Below are 16,210 nucleotides of genomic sequence, written 5' to 3'. Positions count from 1 at the left end.
CCTGGTCGAATCGCCCTTCCCGATCGCTACCTCAGCGCCACGGCACCCGCCCACGTGGGATTGCTCAAGCGACGTGTCCAGGCCGGGATTCCTGGGGACCATGATTTACGCTGCGGGGATGTTGCTGGCCCTGCCCGTCTATTGGCTGGCAGTGTTTACCCTGATGCTGTTCAAGGTCGAAGGCCTGTCGCCGATTCACAAGCAGGTCATTATGGAACCGCTGGTTATCGCGCTCATGTTCATCAGTGCGTTCGCGGCCGTCTGCGTGATCAAATGGCTGGCATCCGGACCCGAAGTCCTTGGCTTCTGCTTCGACGAACGCCAGCAACGCCTCACCTTCACCCAGCGTCGCCCTGCCCGGCAAAGCACCGAAGAAAACGTCCCCTACAGCGATATCCATTACATCAAGCCCTACACCTTGACCACTTTTGCCAACGTGAATCACTTTGATGTCGGCTACACCGGAGCCGATGGCAAACCGATTTCGCTTCGGTTTCGGACGGACATCACGGTGGCGGAAATGGCGTTCCATGCCACGTGGCTGACGCAGTCGATTGGCGAGAGGATGCAGGAGCTATTGGATCTGGATTTGTGAGCTTTTGGATTTGCCCTCCTGGACTGGAGGGCAGGCCTTCCCAGGGGATCAATGAAGTGGCCTATGCTCCGGAATGTCGGCCAACTTCAAAGCGCAGCCGCTACGACCATTGATTCTCAAGGCTCTCGCATCCGCAACCTTCAAGAACACCTCAAGCTGCTCCCACGCTGGACGAAAATCCCCCGTCTTGGCGATCGTCAAATCAATGAAGTCCGGGCCATATTCAAGGGTCCATTTGATAACGAGGCAGTTTCCATTTTTCCAGTCATGACTGATGCCGTCGTCTTCAAACAACACACCGCTGGAGGCGCCTGAAGGTGCAGGGAAAACCACCAGCTCGCGACGCCGATCAAGCGAGGGATCGTTAAGCTTGTGGCATTCACCGCTCGGTATCGCAGCGCCCCCTCGCACCAACAAGGGCAACCGTTCCAAAGGCGCATCCAGGACAACGTGTTGGCCGCCTTCGTACCAGTCACCGGTATGCCAGTCGCACCATCCTGCCGCATTCAGGGGTAGCCAAACCTCGCGCTCGCGTGCGCCTTGCGCCACAACGCTGGCGACGAGGATGTCTCGCCCAAGCATGAATTCGTCGTTTTCCTTGAACGTTTGAGGGTCATGCTCGTGGTCAAGAAACGTAGGCCGCAAAATGGGCTCGTCTGCGTGACTGGCTTGCCACAGCAAGGTGTAGAAATAAGGCATCAACCGATATCTGAGCCTGATCGCGTCACGGACCGCATCGGTGACCGCTGGATGCATCCAGGGCTCATTGACCGTGCCATCATCGTTCCAGGAGTGAATGGTGAAGCGCGGATGCATCACACCATTCTGGACCCAACGGACAAACAGCTCGGGATCCGGTTTATTGCCGGAAAACCCACCGACGTCGTGCCCCACGTTGTACAACCCCGACAGGCTCATACCCAGGCCCATGCGGGTGTTGTAGCGCAGTGTTTGCCAGTTGGTTCGGTTATCACCGCTCCACGTCTGAACATAACGCTGCATGCCGGCGCACCCTGAGCGTGAGATGAGGTAGGGCCGTTCCGATGGCGAAAACCGCTGTTGTGCCTCCAGAGACGCTCTCATCATCAGCAATGCCATGACGGGCCGGATATGTTTGATCGCTATCTCGCGCCCGAAGCCTTGGCAACGTGCCTCACCGTCCCACACCTCGAATTCATTGTTGTCGTTCCAGGTGCATTCGATGCCCAGTTCCAAAAGCTGTGAGGTGACATTTGACTGCCACCAACTGACAGCCTCCGGGTTGGTGAAGTCCAGATGCGAGCCCTCATCGTCCCAGAAGACCGACCGCTCCGGCGTGTCGTGTTCAGAGTCGCGGATGAACATCTTTTGCCTGGCCACCTCGGCGTAGCGCGGATGGTCCTGCAGCAGACAAGGCTTAATATTGGCAATCAGCCTGACGCCGGCATCGCGGTAGGCCTGGGCAAGCGCCTTGGGGTCCGGGACTTTTTCATGGTTCCAGTTGAACACATAGCGTTTTTCGCCAATGGAGGTGTACCCGGATGACAGTTGGAAAGAGTCACAGGGAATATCGTGCTGACGGCACAGGTCAAGAAACTCCAGCAACTGTTCCTGGGCGTTTTCAGCATCGGTGTAATGCATGGTCGAGCCGCTGTAGCCCAGGCTCCATTTAGGCAGGAACAAGGTGCGGCCGGTCAGGCGAACGAACGCCTTTGTCACATCCATTATGCGCGGGCCTGCAAGGACCCAGTAGTCGAGGTCACCGGCATCCGCCTTGTACCGACGATAGGGTCGGTGATAGTTATCCAGCTCGTTACCCAGGTCAAACAGGCTGGTGTTCAGGTTGTCATAAAACATCCCGAAGCTGGCGTGTTCCTGGTGCGTGATGACAAAGGGAATATGCTTGTACAGCGGGTCGGTGCTCGCAGCGTCATACCCCATTGCATCCAGGTTACGCATTTCAAAACGTTTGCCGGCGCGATTCAAATCGCCGGTTTTTTCGCCGAGCCCGTAGTAGCGATGTTCAGGCGCGCGCAGTTGGTAATGCTCCAGGCCTTCACCATGAGCGTCAAGCGCATAGGCACCGGTGGGCCGATCCGAGACCAATGGCCTCCAGCCCTGGCCATCGTGGTATTCCCACTGCAACCACAGCGGACGATTTACCGTGATACGCAGTTTTTTAGTCGTCAGTACCAACCGGTCCTGGAACGCTTCGACCCGATACGCGGGCAAAGAGAAATCCGCTACCGACTCGCGGGGCCGGCCCTCCCAGGCGACGTCCTCCCGGGGCGCAATGCTCCAGGTCCGATCCAATGCCAAGGCGCCTGCGCGCATGAGCAGGACACGCGCCAAACCGTCTTCGAGGATATAGATTCTGAAGAGATGTCGGCCCTCGACCAGGAGCTCGATGTAGCCTTTTTCCTGGGCCTGCAACGTCCAGACTTTAAGTGACTTCATTGGGCACGCACCGCTTTAGGTTTGGACACTCTGTCGGCGATAAACAAAATCATGAAAAATGCACCTATAAAGTCAAAGAGCCCCATCGCAATGAACAATGGGTTGAATCCTATTTTGTCCACGCTGACACCGATGATCAGCGAGAAAATAAAGCTGGCAATCCAGGCGCATGAACCTCGCATTCCGTTCACCGTCGCCAACTCATCCCGATCAAACGTTTCGACAACCAGTGCGCTTAACATGCAGGAAATAATCTGGTGGCCAAAACCGCCGACGGAAATAAGCGCAATCGCAACATAGGGGTCTTTTACCTGAGTCATCACGGCTAACGAAAACATCAGGAACGCGCCGGTGATTGAACTGGCGACGATCGAGTTCACCCGGGTGCACTTGAAAAACCGATGGTAAGCGCGTGAGAGATAACCGCTGGCGATACTGCCCAGATCCGCCGCCAGAAACGGAACCCAGGCAAACAGTACGATTTGCTTGAGGTCCATTCCTCTTTCGTTGGCCAGATACAGCGGCACCCAAAAACTCATGACCGCCCATGCCGGTTCCGCCATGAAGGCGGGAAGCGCGATACCGTAAAACCGCTTGTCCCGACCAATCTTTTTCAACGCTTTGAAAAATGGCATTTGCTGGCCGATTTTTTCGCCGTCTTGTTGGATGTGCTCCAACTCATTGGGCGACAAGCGCGGGTGGATATTGGGGGCGTGGTAGAGCCATCCCCAGACGGCGGCCCATATCAGGCCGATCCCCCCGGAAATCAGAAATGCGCCCTGCCAGCCCAGGCTTACATGAGCCAGATAGATGATGGGAGGGGCGAGCATCGCCCCCAGGGAAAAACCAACCCCCGCCCAGCCCGCCGCGATAGGTCGTTCCTTTTTTGGAAACCAGTCCCCTATTGCCTTGGCATTGGCAGGCGTAGCCGCTGCCTCCGAAGCGCCCATGAAAAAACGCAGAATCGCCAGATGTACCCAACTCGCTGCCCCGGCATGGAGAAGGCACATCACTGACCATACGATGGCGCATATCACGAAGCCGAGCTTGAGCCCGATCGCATCGATCAGCCACCCGCAGATGGGTTGGAAAACGGTATAGGCAAGTTGAAACGAGGCGACCACCCATGAGTACTGTTCAGTCGACATGCTGAAGGTGGTTTTTAGTTCGGGCGCCAGGATGCCTAATGAATTGCGGGTTATGTAGTTGACGGTGACGCCGAGTAAAAACAGCGAGAGCATCCACCAACGCAGATGCGGGATGAATTTTAGCTTGGCCGAAAGTCGAGCATTGCGTTCGATATCGATAGTCATCAATTCTTCGCCTGTCGCCGGATTTTCCGGCGTTTTGTTTTTATTTGAGGCTTGACGCTATGGCAACTGCCCAGGACTCGTACAGAAGCAAGCCTGTATAAATTTACATTCTGATCTTGCACTGCTTGGTAGAAACCCAAGCACGCTAGGATTGATGGCCCTTTTCTGCTATGAAAGCTTTTACATAAATTGTCTCAATGGATAAGCCGCGGTGGCGAAACTACGCATTGCTGAAATAGCGGCACAGACGGGCCTGTCCATCGCGACGGTGTCGCGGGTGCTTGCTGGCAAATCAAATACCCGCCCGGCCACGAGAGAAAAAGTGCTGGCGGCGGCTCGTCAGCAGGGCGTGATGGAGGGCCTCGCCAATGGTCGTTTCCTGCTCAACGGGCTGACCATCTTCGCGCCCTCGCGGGCCTTCAACGTACGCTCGGATATTTTTTACTACAAAGTTATCCAGGGCATTACACAGGCGGTCGCGCAACATGATGTACGAGTCCGCTACTGCGAGCTTGAAGAGGTCGATAGCGACGCATTGTTGTTTTTGGAAAAGATGAATCAGAAGGACACCGGTGCGGCGATCCTGATTGGCATCGATGATCCCCACATACACCAACTGGCGGCCGATCTCAGCAAGCCGACGGTACTGATCAACTGCATCGATCGCAGCATGCGCCTGCCCTCGATATCGCCCGACCACTTTTTGATCGGTCATTATTCGATCAATTATCTGTTTCAGATGGGGCACCGAAATGTGCTGACTCTCCAATGCCTCAGGCGGTACACGATGGATCTGCGGATACGTGGAATTCGTGAGGCATGGAAGGAGCAAAATCTCGATTTTATCGAAGCCAAACACCTATTGGTTGCCGAGGGTTTCGGCAGTGCTGAATCCGAAGCGCGGGTAGCGGCCTTCATGGAAAACTGCGCACCTGACGACCGACCGACTGCCATCCTGGCCGGGGGTGACTTCATGGCAGCCGGGGCCGTTAAAGCGCTCCAGAATGCTGGCTTGAGGGTTCCCCAGGATGTTTCAGTGATGAGCATGGACGGTTTCAACCTGGCGGACATCAACGATATACCGCTCACCACGCTTCACGTGCCCCGCGATGAGTTGGGCGCAGAAGCGATAAGGGTCTTGAGGCAGCAGCTTTTCGAACCGCGATCGCCTTGTGGCAATCTTCTTCTCGGTGGGCAACTCATCACCGGCAACTCAGTGCGGCGCATCAAGCACAGCGCCAAGCAAATGCCTGTCTATCAGAAAATTATTTATGACTGATTGATTCGCAGCTTTGCACAGGGCGAAAAAAACCCTCCTGGCTTTGCAGCGAAGAGGGTTTTTTTCGAACTTGAAGTATCAGCGAGTGAGGAGCCTCATCGACCAATACCACTGAATCCTAGGCAGATCAGAACGGAATATCGTCATCAAAGCTGTCGAAATCCGGAGCCGGCTGCGGCGCGGCCTGTTGTGGGGCCGGGCGTTCGCGTTGTGGCTGTGGGGCCGACTGCGGACGAGGCGCCTGCTGGCGCGGGGCCGGGGCCGACTGCTGGTAGTTGTTGCCACCTTGCTGCTGGTCGCCCTGCGGACGGCCACCGAGCAATTGCATGGTGCCTTGCATGTCGACCACGATTTCGGTGGTGTAGCGCTTGATGCCGTCTTTTTCCCACTCGCGGGTCTGCAGCTTGCCTTCGATGTACACCTGCGAACCCTTGCGCAGGTATTCGCCGGCAATCTCGGCCACCTTGCCGAACATCGACACGCGGTGCCATTCGGTCTTCTCGACCTTCTGGCCGGTCTGCTTGTCGGTCCACTGTTCGCTGGTCGCCAGACTCAGGTTGGTCACGGCGTTGCCGTTCGGCAGGTAGCGAACTTCGGGATCCTGGCCGCAAGTACCGACCAATATGACTTTGTTAACCCCACGGGCCATAACGTTCTCCTAGGCTTCGCACGTAGTCGGGGCCGGGTTGTTCACCAGGCGCTCGAGCGTCGCGCGATCCAATAATTCGGTGTCCAGTTTGATGTATACGGCCGCCTCGTCGGCGACCACCACTGCATCGGTTACTCCAACGACGGCCTTCAGACGCTCGGTCAGGCCAGCCTCACGAATCGCCTCGGGCGATAAGGGCAAGCGCAGGCTCGTCACATAGGGAGGTTCGCGCATGGTAACAGCAAAGGCTAGCCAAAGTGCAGCCAGCGCGGCGCATCCCAGGAACACAACCGACAAACCGCCATGCTGGAACAACCAGCCGCCGAGGATCCCGCCCAACGCCGAACCCAGGAACTGGCTGGTGGAGTAGACCCCCATCGCCGTGCCCTTGCCGCCCGCCGGTGAAACCTTGCTGATCAGCGACGGCAGCGATGCTTCCAGCAGATTGAACGCGGTGAAGAACACCACCGTGCCGATCACCAAGGCTCGCAAGCTATCGCCGAACTGCCAGAAGAATAGCTCAGTGAGCATCAGCGTCACGACGGCGCCGAGCAAAACTCGTTTCATTTTGCGTCGTTTCTCGCCATAGATGATGAAGGGAATCATGGCGAAGAACGAAATCACCAGCGCCGTCAGGTACACCCACCAGTGCTGCTCCTTGGGCAGGCCGGCCTTCTCGACCAATGCCAACGGCAAGGCGACGAAGCTGGACATCAGCATGGCGTGGAGCACGAAGATGCCCAGGTCCAGGCGCAACAGGTCCGGGTGCTTGAGCGTCGGGATCAGTGCCTGGCGCGCCACCCCCGACTCGCGGTGCTGCAGCGGTCCGGTGGCGCGCGGCACCATGAACGCCACGATCAGGATTCCCACCAGGGCCATGGCGCCGGTCGCCAGGAACAGGCCCGACAAGCCAAAGGCACGGGTCAGCAAGGGGCCGACCACCATGGCCACGGCGAACGACAGACCAATGGTCATGCCGATCATGGCCATGGCCTTGGTGCGATGTTGTTCGCGGGTCAAGTCTGACAGCAGCGCCATGACGGCCGCGGAAATAGCCCCGGCGCCTTGTAGGATGCGTCCGGCGATCACGCCCCAGATCGAGTCGGCATTGGCCGCCAGCACGCTGCCGAGGGCGAAGACGATCAGCCCCAGGTAGATGACCGGGCGCCGGCCGATGCGGTCGGAAATGATCCCGAACGGGATCTGGAAGATCGCCTGGGTCAGGCCATAGGCGCCGATCGCCAAGCCGATGAGGGCCGGCGTCGCGCCCGCCAGGTCCATGCCATAGGTCGCCAGCACCGGCAACACCATGAACATGCCCAGCATACGAAAGGCGAACACCAGGGCCAGGCCGCTCGCTGCGCGGGTCTCGCCACGACTCATGCGTTCGCTGTGGGGATCTTGCATGGAAAAACCTCATGTGAACCGGCGGCGATTCTACCAGTCCCATCGATTGAGAGGGTATATGGCGACCGTTTGCCGCGCAGTCTTCATGTATGGCCGCAATCGCGTCCTCAATAGTGTGCATCCATCCAGTATTTGCCCGTATACTCCTACGTTTTCGACGCCCGCCGAGCGAGGCCACTTTGGACAAGATCCTGATTCGTGGGGCCCGTACCCACAACCTGAAGAACATCGACCTGACCCTGCCACGGGACAAGCTGATCGTCATCACCGGCCTGTCCGGATCCGGCAAGTCATCCCTGGCCTTCGACACGCTGTACGCTGAAGGCCAGCGCCGCTATGTCGAATCACTGTCGGCCTACGCCCGGCAGTTCCTGTCGATGATGGAAAAACCCGACGTCGACACCATCGAAGGCCTGTCGCCGGCCATTTCCATCGAACAGAAGTCGACCTCCCATAACCCACGGTCGACGGTCGGCACCATCACCGAGATCTACGATTACCTGCGCCTGCTGTATGCGCGGGTCGGTATTCCCCGTTGCCCCGATCACGATATTCCCCTGGAAGCCCAGACCGTCAGCCAGATGGTCGACCTGGTGCTGGCCCAGCCGGAAGGCAGCAAGCTGATGTTGCTGGCGCCGGTGATTCGCGAGCGCAAGGGCGAACACCTGATGGTTTTCGAAGAGCTGCGCGCCCAGGGCTTCGTGCGGGCCCGGGTCAACGGCAAGCTGTGCGAACTGGACGAATTGCCGAAGCTGGATAAACAGAAGAAGCACTCGATCGATGTGGTGGTTGACCGCTTCAAGGTCCGCGCCGACTTGCAACAGCGCCTGGCCGAGTCCTTCGAGACCGCGCTGAAACTGGCCGACGGCATCGCCCTGGTCGCACCGATGGACGACGAACCCGGCGAAGAGATCATTTTCTCCGCACGCTTCGCCTGCCCGATCTGCGGCCATGCCATCAGCGAGCTGGAACCCAAGCTGTTCTCCTTCAACAACCCGGCCGGCGCCTGCCCGACCTGCGACGGCCTGGGGGTCAAGCAGTTCTTCGACACCAAGCGACTGGTCAATGGCGAACTGACCCTGGCCGAAGGGGCGATTCGCGGCTGGGACAGGCGCAACGTCTATTACTTCCAGATGCTCGGTTCGCTGGCGGCCCATTACAAGTTCAGCCTGGACAAGCCGTTCAACGAATTGCCCGCCGACCAGCAGAAATTCATCCTGCACGGCAGCGGCTCGCAGAATGTCGATTTCAAATACCTCAACGACCGCGGCGATATCGTCAAGCGCTCCCACCCGTTCGAAGGCATCGTGCCGAACCTGGAGCGCCGCTACCGCGAAACCGAATCGGCCAGCGTGCGCGAAGAACTGGCCAAGTTCCTCAGCACCCAGCCCTGCCCCGATTGCCGTGGTACGCGCCTACGCCGCGAAGCGCGGCATGTGTGGGTCGGCGAGAAGACGCTGCCGGCGGTGACCAACCTGCCCATTGGCGACGCCACCGATTATTTCGGTGGACTGAAACTCACCGGCCGTCGCGGCGAAATCGCCGACAAGATCCTCAAGGAAATCCGCGAGCGCCTGCAGTTCCTGGTGAACGTCGGCCTGGACTACCTGACCCTCGACCGCAGTGCCGACACCCTGTCCGGTGGCGAAGCCCAGCGTATCCGCCTCGCCAGCCAGATCGGCGCCGGCCTGGTGGGGGTGATGTACATCCTCGACGAGCCGTCCATCGGCTTGCACCAGCGAGATAACGACCGGTTGCTCGGAACCCTGAAGCACCTGCGGGACATCGGTAACACGGTGATCGTGGTCGAGCACGACGAGGACGCCATCCGTTTGGCCGACTACGTGGTGGACATCGGCCCGGGTGCAGGCGTGCATGGCGGACACATCGTCGCCCAAGGCACCGCCGCCGAAGTCATGGCGCACCCTGACTCGTTGACGGGCAAATACCTGTCGGGCCGGGTCAAGATCAAGGTCCCGGCCAAGCGCACGCCGCGCAACAAGAAGCTGTCGCTGACCCTCAAGGGGGCTCGCGGCAACAACCTGCGCAATGTCGACCTGGAAATCCCCATCGGCTTGCTGACCTGTGTCACTGGCGTGTCTGGCTCCGGCAAGTCGACGCTGATCAACAACACCTTGTTCCCCCTCAGCGCCACGGCCCTGAACGGCGCCACCACCCTGGAAGCGGCCGCCCACGATAGCATCAAGGGCCTGGAACACCTGGACAAGGTGGTCGACATCGACCAAAGCCCGATTGGCCGCACACCGCGCTCCAACCCGGCGACCTATACCGGGCTGTTCACCCCGATCCGCGAACTGTTCGCCGGCGTGCCGGAGTCCCGTTCACGGGGCTACGGCCCGGGGCGTTTCTCGTTCAACGTCAAGGGCGGGCGCTGCGAGGCCTGCCAGGGCGATGGCCTGATCAAGGTGGAAATGCACTTCCTCCCCGACATCTACGTGCCGTGCGACGTGTGCAAGAGCAAGCGCTACAACCGCGAAACCCTGGAGATCAAATACAAGGGCAAGAACATCCACGAAACCTTGGAGATGACCATCGAAGAGGCCCGGGCGTTCTTCGACGCGGTACCGGCCCTGGCGCGCAAGCTCCAGACCCTGATGGATGTAGGGCTTTCGTACATCAAGCTCGGGCAGTCGGCGACGACCTTGTCTGGCGGTGAGGCCCAACGGGTCAAGTTGTCCCGCGAGCTGTCCAAGCGCGATACCGGCAAGACCCTGTATATCCTCGACGAGCCGACCACCGGCCTGCACTTCGCCGATATCCAGCAATTGCTCGACGTGCTGCACCGCCTTCGCGACCACGGCAACACCGTGGTGGTGATCGAACACAACCTGGACGTGATCAAGACCGCTGACTGGCTGGTGGACCTGGGGCCGGAAGGCGGTTCCAAAGGTGGCCAGATCATCGCCGTGGGGACGCCGGAACAAGTGGCCGAGATGAAGCAGTCCCACACGGGCTACTACCTCAAGCCGCTGCTGGAGCGTGATCGGGACTGATTTCACCCCGGGCACGAAAAAGCCCCTGTCATCTCATCGATGGCAGGGGCTTTTTTTCCTGTGGGAGCGAGCTTGCTTCCACAATGAATCCATCAGAACTGCGATTGCAGGTAGTTCTCCAACCCGATCAGCTTGATCAACCCCAACTGCTTTTCCAGCCAGTAGGTGTGGTCTTCTTCGGTGTCGTTGAGCTGGACACGCAGGATTTCGCGAGTCACATAGTCGTTGTGCTTCTCGCAGAGTTCGATGCCTTTGCACAGCGCAGCGCGGACTTTGTATTCCAGGCGCAGGTCGGCGGCGAGCATGTCCGGTACGGTGGTCCCGACATCCAGGTCATCGGCACGCATGCGCGGTGTACCTTCGAGCATCAGGATCCGGCGCATCAGTGCATCGGCGTGCTGGGTCTCTTCTTCCATCTCGTGGTTGATACGTTCGTAGAGCTCGGTAAAACCCCAATCCTCGTACATCCGCGAATGGATGAAATATTGATCACGGGCTGCCAGCTCGCCGGTCAGCAACGTGTTGAGGTAATCGATTACGTCTGGGTGACCTTGCATCGCCCTACATCTCCACAAGCTTTTAAAGGTTGTAGTTTGAACCAAGCTGACCGCAAGGTCACTGCCTCAACGCAATAAAAGCGAAGAAAATCTGAGAAAACCAAGCTAAATAACGCAAAAACCGCCCTAATGAGGGCGGTTCTGCTTCTCGTTTAGACTTAGTTAAGCGCTACGCCCAGTGCTTTCGCGATACCTTCTCCATAAGCAGCATCTGCTTTGTAGAAATGCTGCAGTTGACGGTCCACTACGTCCGCCGAGACACCGCCCATCGCGCCAGCGATATTGTTGATCAGTAGGGCTTTCTGCTCATCGTTCATCAAGCGGAACAGCGCACCGGCATGGCTGTAGTAGTCGGTGTCTTCGCGATGATCATAACGATCCGCCGCGCCACTGAGGGCCAGCGCCGGCTCCGCATAACGCGGGGCCTGCTTCGGCGCCTCTACATAGCTGTTAGGCTCGTAGTTCGGTGCCGCCCCGCCGTTGCTGCCAAACGCCATGGCGCCGTCGCGCTGGTAGGTGTTGACCGGGCTACGTGACGCATTCACCGGCAATTGCTGGTGATTGGTCCCCACACGGTAGCGGTGGGCATCGGCGTAGGCGAAGACACGGCCCTGCAGCATGCGATCCGGCGAGAGACCAACCCCTGGCACCATGTTGCTCGGGCCAAATGCCGCCTGCTCGACTTCAGCGAAGTAGTTCAGCGGGTTGCGGTTGAGTTCGAGTTCGCCCACTTCGATCAACGGGAATTCTTTCTGCGACCAGGTCTTGGTCACGTCGAACGGGTTCTCGTAATGCGCCGCGGCCTGGCCCTCGCTCATGATCTGGATGCAAACGCGCCATTTCGGGAAGTCACCGCGCTCGATGGCCTCGAACAGGTCACGCTGGGCGTAATCCGGGTCGGTGCCCGCCAGGCGTGCCGCTTCTGCCGGCGCGAGGTTCTTGATGCCTTGCAAGGTCTTGTAGTGCCACTTCACCCAGTGCCGCTCACCTTGTGCATTGATCAGGCTGTAGGTATGGCTGCCGAAGCCGTGCATGTGACGGTAGCCATCCGGAATGCCGCGGTCGGAAAACAGGATGGTGACCTGGTGCAGCGCCTCAGGCGAATGCGACCAGAAATCCCACATCGCCTGGGCACTTTTCAGGTTGCTTTGCGGCAGACGCTTCTGGGTGTGGATGAAATCTGGAAACTTCAATGGATCACGGATGAAGAATACCGGCGTGTTGTTGCCGACGATGTCCCAGTTGCCTTCCTCGGTATAGAACTTCAAGGCGAAACCGCGCGGATCGCGTTCAGTGTCGGCCGAACCACGCTCGCCACCCACGGTGGAAAACCGCAGGAAGGTGGGCGTCTGCTTGCCGATCGACTCGAACAGCTTGGCGCTGGTGTACCGGGTGATGTCCTGGGTGACGGTAAAGGTGCCGTAGGCGCCCGACCCTTTGGCATGCACACGACGCTCGGGGATGTTCTCGCGGTTGAAGTGAGCAAGCTTCTCGATCAAGTGAAAGTCGTCGAGCAGCAGCGGGCCGCGCGGACCGGCGGAGCGAGAGTTCTGGTTATCGGCGACTGGAGCGCCGCTGGCGGTCGTAAGCGTTTTGATCTGGCTCATGCTCAATCTTCCTAGGTCGGTCTTCGAACTGCCGGCTAATCGGCTGGAAAGGAGTATCGATCATGTTAGTGACAGTATCCAAATTCATTAAATCATGGACATCGATAGTCATTATCTAAGACTGACCACTTGCCGATAGCCAAGCCAGGCGAAACGGCCTACCGGCTTTTCTTCAAGCAACAAAAAACCGGGCACAAGGCCCGGTTTTTTGTATGTTGCCGACTTACTCAGCGGATACAGCTTCACCGCTGGTAGCACGATCAACCAACTCGACGTACGCCATAGGCGCGTTGTCGCCAGCGCGGAAACCGCACTTGAGGATGCGCAGGTAGCCACCCTCACGGGTAGCGTAACGCTTGCCCAGGTCGTTGAAGAGCTTACCAACGATAGCTTTCGAGCGAGTACGGTCGAAAGCCAGACGGCGGTTAGCCAGGCTATCTGTCTTGGCCAGAGTGATCAGCGGCTCAGCAACGCGGCGCAGTTCTTTGGCTTTCGGCAGTGTAGTTTTGATCAGCTCGTGCTCGAACAGCGACACCGCCATGTTTTGGAACATGGCCTTGCGGTGCGAGCTGGTGCGGCTCAGGTGACGACCACTTTTACGATGACGCATGGTTCATTCCTTACCAAACACAACGTTCGGTGATTACGACGATCAGGCAGTCGCCTTGTCGTCCTTCTTAAGACTTGCAGGCGGCCAGTTGTCGAGGCGCATGCCGAGGGACAGACCGCGGGAGGCCAGAACGTCCTTGATTTCAGTCAAGGATTTCTTGCCAAGGTTCGGAGTCTTCAACAGCTCTACTTCGGTACGCTGAATCAGGTCGCCGATGTAGTAGATGTTTTCCGCCTTAAGGCAGTTAGCCGAACGTACAGTCAGTTCCAGATCGTCAACCGGGCGAAGCAGGATCGGATCGATCTCGTCTTCCTGCTCGACAACCACTGGCTCACTGTCACCCTTGAGGTCGACGAACGCAGCCAACTGCTGTTGCAGGATGGTTGCAGCGCGGCGGATAGCCTCTTCAGGATCCAGGGTACCGTTGGTTTCCAGATCAATAACCAGCTTGTCCAGGTTGGTACGCTGTTCGACACGGGCGTTTTCCACCACGTATGCGATACGGCGAACCGGGCTGAACGAAGAGTCAAGCTGCAAGCGACCGATGCTGCGGCTTTCGTCTTCATCGCTCTGACGCGAGTCTGCCGGTTCATAACCACGACCACGAGCTACGGTGAGCTTCATGTTCAGGGCGCCGTTAGACGCCAGGTTAGCGATTACGTGATCGGGGTTAACGATCTCGACATCATGATCCAGCTGAATATCGGCAGCGGTAACCACCCCCGAACCCTTCTTCGACAAGGTCAGCGTAACTTCGTCACGACCGTGCAGCTTGATAGCCAGACCTTTAAGGTTCAACAGGATTTCAATTACGTCTTCCTGTACACCTTCGATGGCGCTGTACTCGTGGAGCACACCGTCAATCTCGGCCTCGACTACTGCACAGCCGGGCATTGAGGACAACAGGATGCGGCGCAGCGCGTTGCCCAGGGTGTGGCCGAAACCACGCTCGAGAGGCTCGAGCGTGATCTTGGCGCGGGTTGGACTGACAACCTGCACATCAATATGGCGGGGTGTCAGGAACTCATTTACCGAAATCTGCATGGATGCACCTATTTTCTAGCCCTTACTTGGAGTAGAGCTCGACAATCAGGCTTTCGTTGATGTCGGCGGACAGATCACTGCGAGCAGGAACGTTCTTGAAAACGCCCGACTTCTTCTCAGTGTCTACTTCTACCCATTCTACGCGGCCACGTTGGGCACACAGATCGAGAGCTTGGACAATGCGAAGTTGGTTCTTTGCTTTCTCGCGAACAGCAACCACGTCACCAGCACGAACCTGGTAGGACGGAACGTTTACGGTCTGACCGTTAACGCTGATCGACTTGTGCGATACCAGCTGACGGGATTCGGCACGAGTAGAACCGAAACCCATACGGTATACAACGTTGTCCAGACGGCATTCGAGCAGTTGCAACAGGTTTTCGCCGGTTGCGCCTTTCTTGCCAGCTGCTTCTTTGTAGTAGCCGCTGAATTGACGCTCGAGAACGCCGTAGATACGACGGACCTTCTGCTTTTCACGCAGTTGGGTGCCGTAGTCGGACTGGCGACCGCGGCGTTGGCCGTGGATACCAGGTGCTGCTTCAATGTTGCACTTCGATTCGATCGCGCGCACGCCGCTCTTCAGAAAAAGATCGGTGCCTTCGCGACGAGCGAGTTTGCATTTTGGACCAATGTAACGAGCCATTCTTTACAATCTCCTGGATTACACGCGGCGCTTCTTCGGCGGACGGCACCCGTTGTGCGGGATTGGCGTCACGTCGGTGATGCTGGCGATCTTGTAGCCACAGCCGTTCAAAGCGCGGACTGCGGATTCACGACCTGGACCTGGACCCTTGACGTTGACGTCGAGGTTTTTCAGGCCGTATTCCAGCGCAGCTTGACCAGCACGCTCAGCAGCTACTTGAGCAGCGAACGGGGTGGACTTGCGGGAACCGCGGAAACCCGAACCACCGGAGGTAGCCCAGGAAAGAGCGTTACCTTGACGGTCGGTAATGGTCACGATGGTGTTGTTAAAAGAAGCATGGATGTGGGCGATGCCATCAACCACTGTCTTTTTAACTTTTTTACGAGGACGAGCAGCAGGTTTTGCCATGATTAAATTCCTGTCGATTCGCTGGGGCGATTACTTGCGGATCGGCTTACGCGGACCTTTACGGGTACGCGCGTTGGTCTTGGTACGCTGACCGCGTACTGGCAGACCACGACGATGACGCAGACCGCGATAGCAACCGAGGTCCATCAAGCGCTTGATTTTCATGTTGATTTCGCGACGCAGGTCACCTTCAGTGGTGAACTTCGCCACTTCGCCACGCAGCTGTTCGATCTGCTCGTCGCTCAGATCTTTGATCTTTGCCGCTGGGTTGACCCCAGCCACCGCACAAATTTTCTGTGCAGTAGTGCGACCAACACCATAGATGTAGGTCAGCGAGATAACAGTATGCTTGTTATCTGGAATGTTGACGCCTGCAATACGGGCCATTCAGTGGGACTCCAATTGACAGCTACCTACGCCCCGGAAGCCAAGAAATAGGGCGCGAGATAATATCGCTGTAATAACAAATAATCAACCCGGCAGCGCACTAGCTGCCGGGCTTAAAGCACAATCACACTCAGCCTTGGCGCTGTTTGTGACGCGGTTCCGCGCTGCAAATTACCCGAACAACACCTTCGCGGCGAATAATCTTGCAGTTACGGCACAGCTTTTTCACCGATGCACGAACTTTCATCACCAACTCCTCGA

At 57.9% G+C, this 16,210-nt stretch carries 15 protein-coding genes; 3 read left to right on the top strand and 12 right to left on the bottom strand.

Features of this window, described 5'->3' with window-relative positions; all coding sequences use genetic code 11:
* Window positions 1–118 precede the first annotated feature (118 nt).
* On the top strand, window positions 119–595 hold the full coding sequence (locus tag M1D99_RS03615) for a hypothetical protein (RefSeq protein ID WP_458131375.1): 477 nt from the start codon (window positions 119–121) through the stop codon (window positions 593–595).
* Between the two features lie 48 nt (window positions 596–643).
* On the opposite strand, the gene M1D99_RS03610 is transcribed toward M1D99_RS03615, so the two are convergent.
* Entirely contained in the window at window positions 644–3,031 is a 2,388-nt protein-coding gene (locus M1D99_RS03610; RefSeq protein WP_458131374.1) for a TIM-barrel domain-containing protein, read from the bottom strand.
* Window positions 3,028–4,344 (bottom strand): MFS transporter, encoded by a 1,317-nt coding sequence (locus M1D99_RS03605; protein WP_186707724.1) that lies wholly within the window; start codon window positions 4,342–4,344, stop codon window positions 3,028–3,030. The genes M1D99_RS03610 and M1D99_RS03605 overlap by 4 nt, the downstream gene beginning before the upstream one ends.
* A 211-nt stretch (window positions 4,345–4,555) precedes the next feature.
* On the opposite strand from M1D99_RS03605, the gene M1D99_RS03600 reads away from it, so the two are divergent.
* Window positions 4,556–5,623: a LacI family DNA-binding transcriptional regulator gene (locus tag M1D99_RS03600; protein WP_458131373.1), complete on the top strand. Its 1,068-nt coding sequence runs from the start codon at window positions 4,556–4,558 to the stop codon at window positions 5,621–5,623.
* 127 nt (window positions 5,624–5,750) lie between these two features.
* On the opposite strand, the gene M1D99_RS03595 is transcribed toward M1D99_RS03600, so the two are convergent.
* Both M1D99_RS03595 and M1D99_RS03590 read right to left on the bottom strand, forming a co-directional pair.
* The gene (locus M1D99_RS03595) at window positions 5,751–6,272 is read right to left on the bottom strand and encodes a single-stranded DNA-binding protein (protein WP_003206078.1); all 522 of its coding nucleotides are present in this window, start codon (window positions 6,270–6,272) and stop codon (window positions 5,751–5,753) included.
* A 9-nt stretch (window positions 6,273–6,281) separates the two neighbouring features.
* Complete coding sequence (locus tag M1D99_RS03590; RefSeq protein ID WP_186707728.1) at window positions 6,282–7,679, bottom strand: MFS transporter; 1,398 nt, start codon at window positions 7,677–7,679, stop codon at window positions 6,282–6,284.
* Between the two features lie 179 nt (window positions 7,680–7,858).
* Between M1D99_RS03590 and uvrA the strand changes: the two genes are divergently transcribed.
* Window positions 7,859–10,693 (top strand): excinuclease ABC subunit UvrA, encoded by a 2,835-nt coding sequence (gene uvrA / locus M1D99_RS03585; RefSeq protein ID WP_186729629.1) that lies wholly within the window; start codon window positions 7,859–7,861, stop codon window positions 10,691–10,693.
* A 92-nt stretch (window positions 10,694–10,785) separates the two neighbouring features.
* On the opposite strand, the gene bfr is transcribed toward uvrA, so the two are convergent.
* The 8 genes from bfr to rpmJ form a co-directional block, all read right to left on the bottom strand.
* A complete protein-coding gene (gene bfr, locus M1D99_RS03580; RefSeq protein ID WP_186729628.1) occupies window positions 10,786–11,250 on the bottom strand; it encodes a bacterioferritin in 465 nt (154 codons plus the stop codon).
* Between the two features lie 158 nt (window positions 11,251–11,408).
* The gene (locus M1D99_RS03575; protein ID WP_458131372.1) at window positions 11,409–12,857 is read right to left on the bottom strand and encodes a catalase; all 1,449 of its coding nucleotides are present in this window, start codon (window positions 12,855–12,857) and stop codon (window positions 11,409–11,411) included.
* 223 nt (window positions 12,858–13,080) lie between these two features.
* Window positions 13,081–13,467 (bottom strand): 50S ribosomal protein L17, encoded by a 387-nt coding sequence (rplQ, locus tag M1D99_RS03570; protein ID WP_003186009.1) that lies wholly within the window; start codon window positions 13,465–13,467, stop codon window positions 13,081–13,083.
* 42 nt (window positions 13,468–13,509) lie between these two features.
* A complete protein-coding gene (locus M1D99_RS03565; RefSeq protein ID WP_003186012.1) occupies window positions 13,510–14,511 on the bottom strand; it encodes a DNA-directed RNA polymerase subunit alpha in 1,002 nt (333 codons plus the stop codon).
* Between the two features lie 22 nt (window positions 14,512–14,533).
* Complete coding sequence (gene rpsD / locus M1D99_RS03560) at window positions 14,534–15,154, bottom strand: 30S ribosomal protein S4 (RefSeq protein ID WP_003176404.1); 621 nt, start codon at window positions 15,152–15,154, stop codon at window positions 14,534–14,536.
* A gap of 18 nt (window positions 15,155–15,172) precedes the next feature.
* Window positions 15,173–15,562, bottom strand: coding sequence for a 30S ribosomal protein S11 (gene rpsK, locus M1D99_RS03555; RefSeq protein WP_002555466.1), 390 nt, complete (start codon window positions 15,560–15,562; stop codon window positions 15,173–15,175).
* 30 nt (window positions 15,563–15,592) lie between these two features.
* Window positions 15,593–15,949, bottom strand: coding sequence for a 30S ribosomal protein S13 (gene rpsM, locus M1D99_RS03550; protein ID WP_003194635.1), 357 nt, complete (start codon window positions 15,947–15,949; stop codon window positions 15,593–15,595).
* A 130-nt stretch (window positions 15,950–16,079) separates the two neighbouring features.
* A complete protein-coding gene (gene rpmJ / locus M1D99_RS03545; RefSeq protein ID WP_002555468.1) occupies window positions 16,080–16,196 on the bottom strand; it encodes a 50S ribosomal protein L36 in 117 nt (38 codons plus the stop codon).
* Between the last annotated feature and the right edge of the window lie 14 nt (window positions 16,197–16,210).

It is taken from the genome of Pseudomonas sp. R3-41, from assembly GCF_054161485.1.
This window is presented reverse-complemented; position numbering and strand designations above follow the sequence as displayed.

What these genes read in the sequence shown, in the direction of transcription:
- M1D99_RS03615 (WP_458131375.1), top strand. Translation starts at nt 119, where the DNA reads ATGTTGCTGGCCCTGCCCGTCTATTGGCTGGCAGTGTTTACCCTGATG.
- M1D99_RS03610 (WP_458131374.1), bottom strand. Translation starts at nt 3,031, where the DNA reads ATGAAGTCACTTAAAGTCTGGACGTTGCAGGCCCAGGAAAAAGGCTAC.
- M1D99_RS03605 (WP_186707724.1), bottom strand. Translation starts at nt 4,344, where the DNA reads ATGACTATCGATATCGAACGCAATGCTCGACTTTCGGCCAAGCTAAAA.
- M1D99_RS03595 (WP_003206078.1), bottom strand. Translation starts at nt 6,272, where the DNA reads ATGGCCCGTGGGGTTAACAAAGTCATATTGGTCGGTACTTGCGGCCAG.
- M1D99_RS03590 (WP_186707728.1), bottom strand. Translation starts at nt 7,679, where the DNA reads ATGCAAGATCCCCACAGCGAACGCATGAGTCGTGGCGAGACCCGCGCA.
- bfr (WP_186729628.1), bottom strand. Translation starts at nt 11,250, where the DNA reads ATGCAAGGTCACCCAGACGTAATCGATTACCTCAACACGTTGCTGACC.
- M1D99_RS03575 (WP_458131372.1), bottom strand. Translation starts at nt 12,857, where the DNA reads ATGAGCCAGATCAAAACGCTTACGACCGCCAGCGGCGCTCCAGTCGCC.
- rplQ (WP_003186009.1), bottom strand. Translation starts at nt 13,467, where the DNA reads ATGCGTCATCGTAAAAGTGGTCGTCACCTGAGCCGCACCAGCTCGCAC.
- M1D99_RS03565 (WP_003186012.1), bottom strand. Translation starts at nt 14,511, where the DNA reads ATGCAGATTTCGGTAAATGAGTTCCTGACACCCCGCCATATTGATGTG.
- rpsD (WP_003176404.1), bottom strand. Translation starts at nt 15,154, where the DNA reads ATGGCTCGTTACATTGGTCCAAAATGCAAACTCGCTCGTCGCGAAGGC.
- rpsK (WP_002555466.1), bottom strand. Translation starts at nt 15,562, where the DNA reads ATGGCAAAACCTGCTGCTCGTCCTCGTAAAAAAGTTAAAAAGACAGTG.
- rpsM (WP_003194635.1), bottom strand. Translation starts at nt 15,949, where the DNA reads ATGGCCCGTATTGCAGGCGTCAACATTCCAGATAACAAGCATACTGTT.
- rpmJ (WP_002555468.1), bottom strand. Translation starts at nt 16,196, where the DNA reads ATGAAAGTTCGTGCATCGGTGAAAAAGCTGTGCCGTAACTGCAAGATT.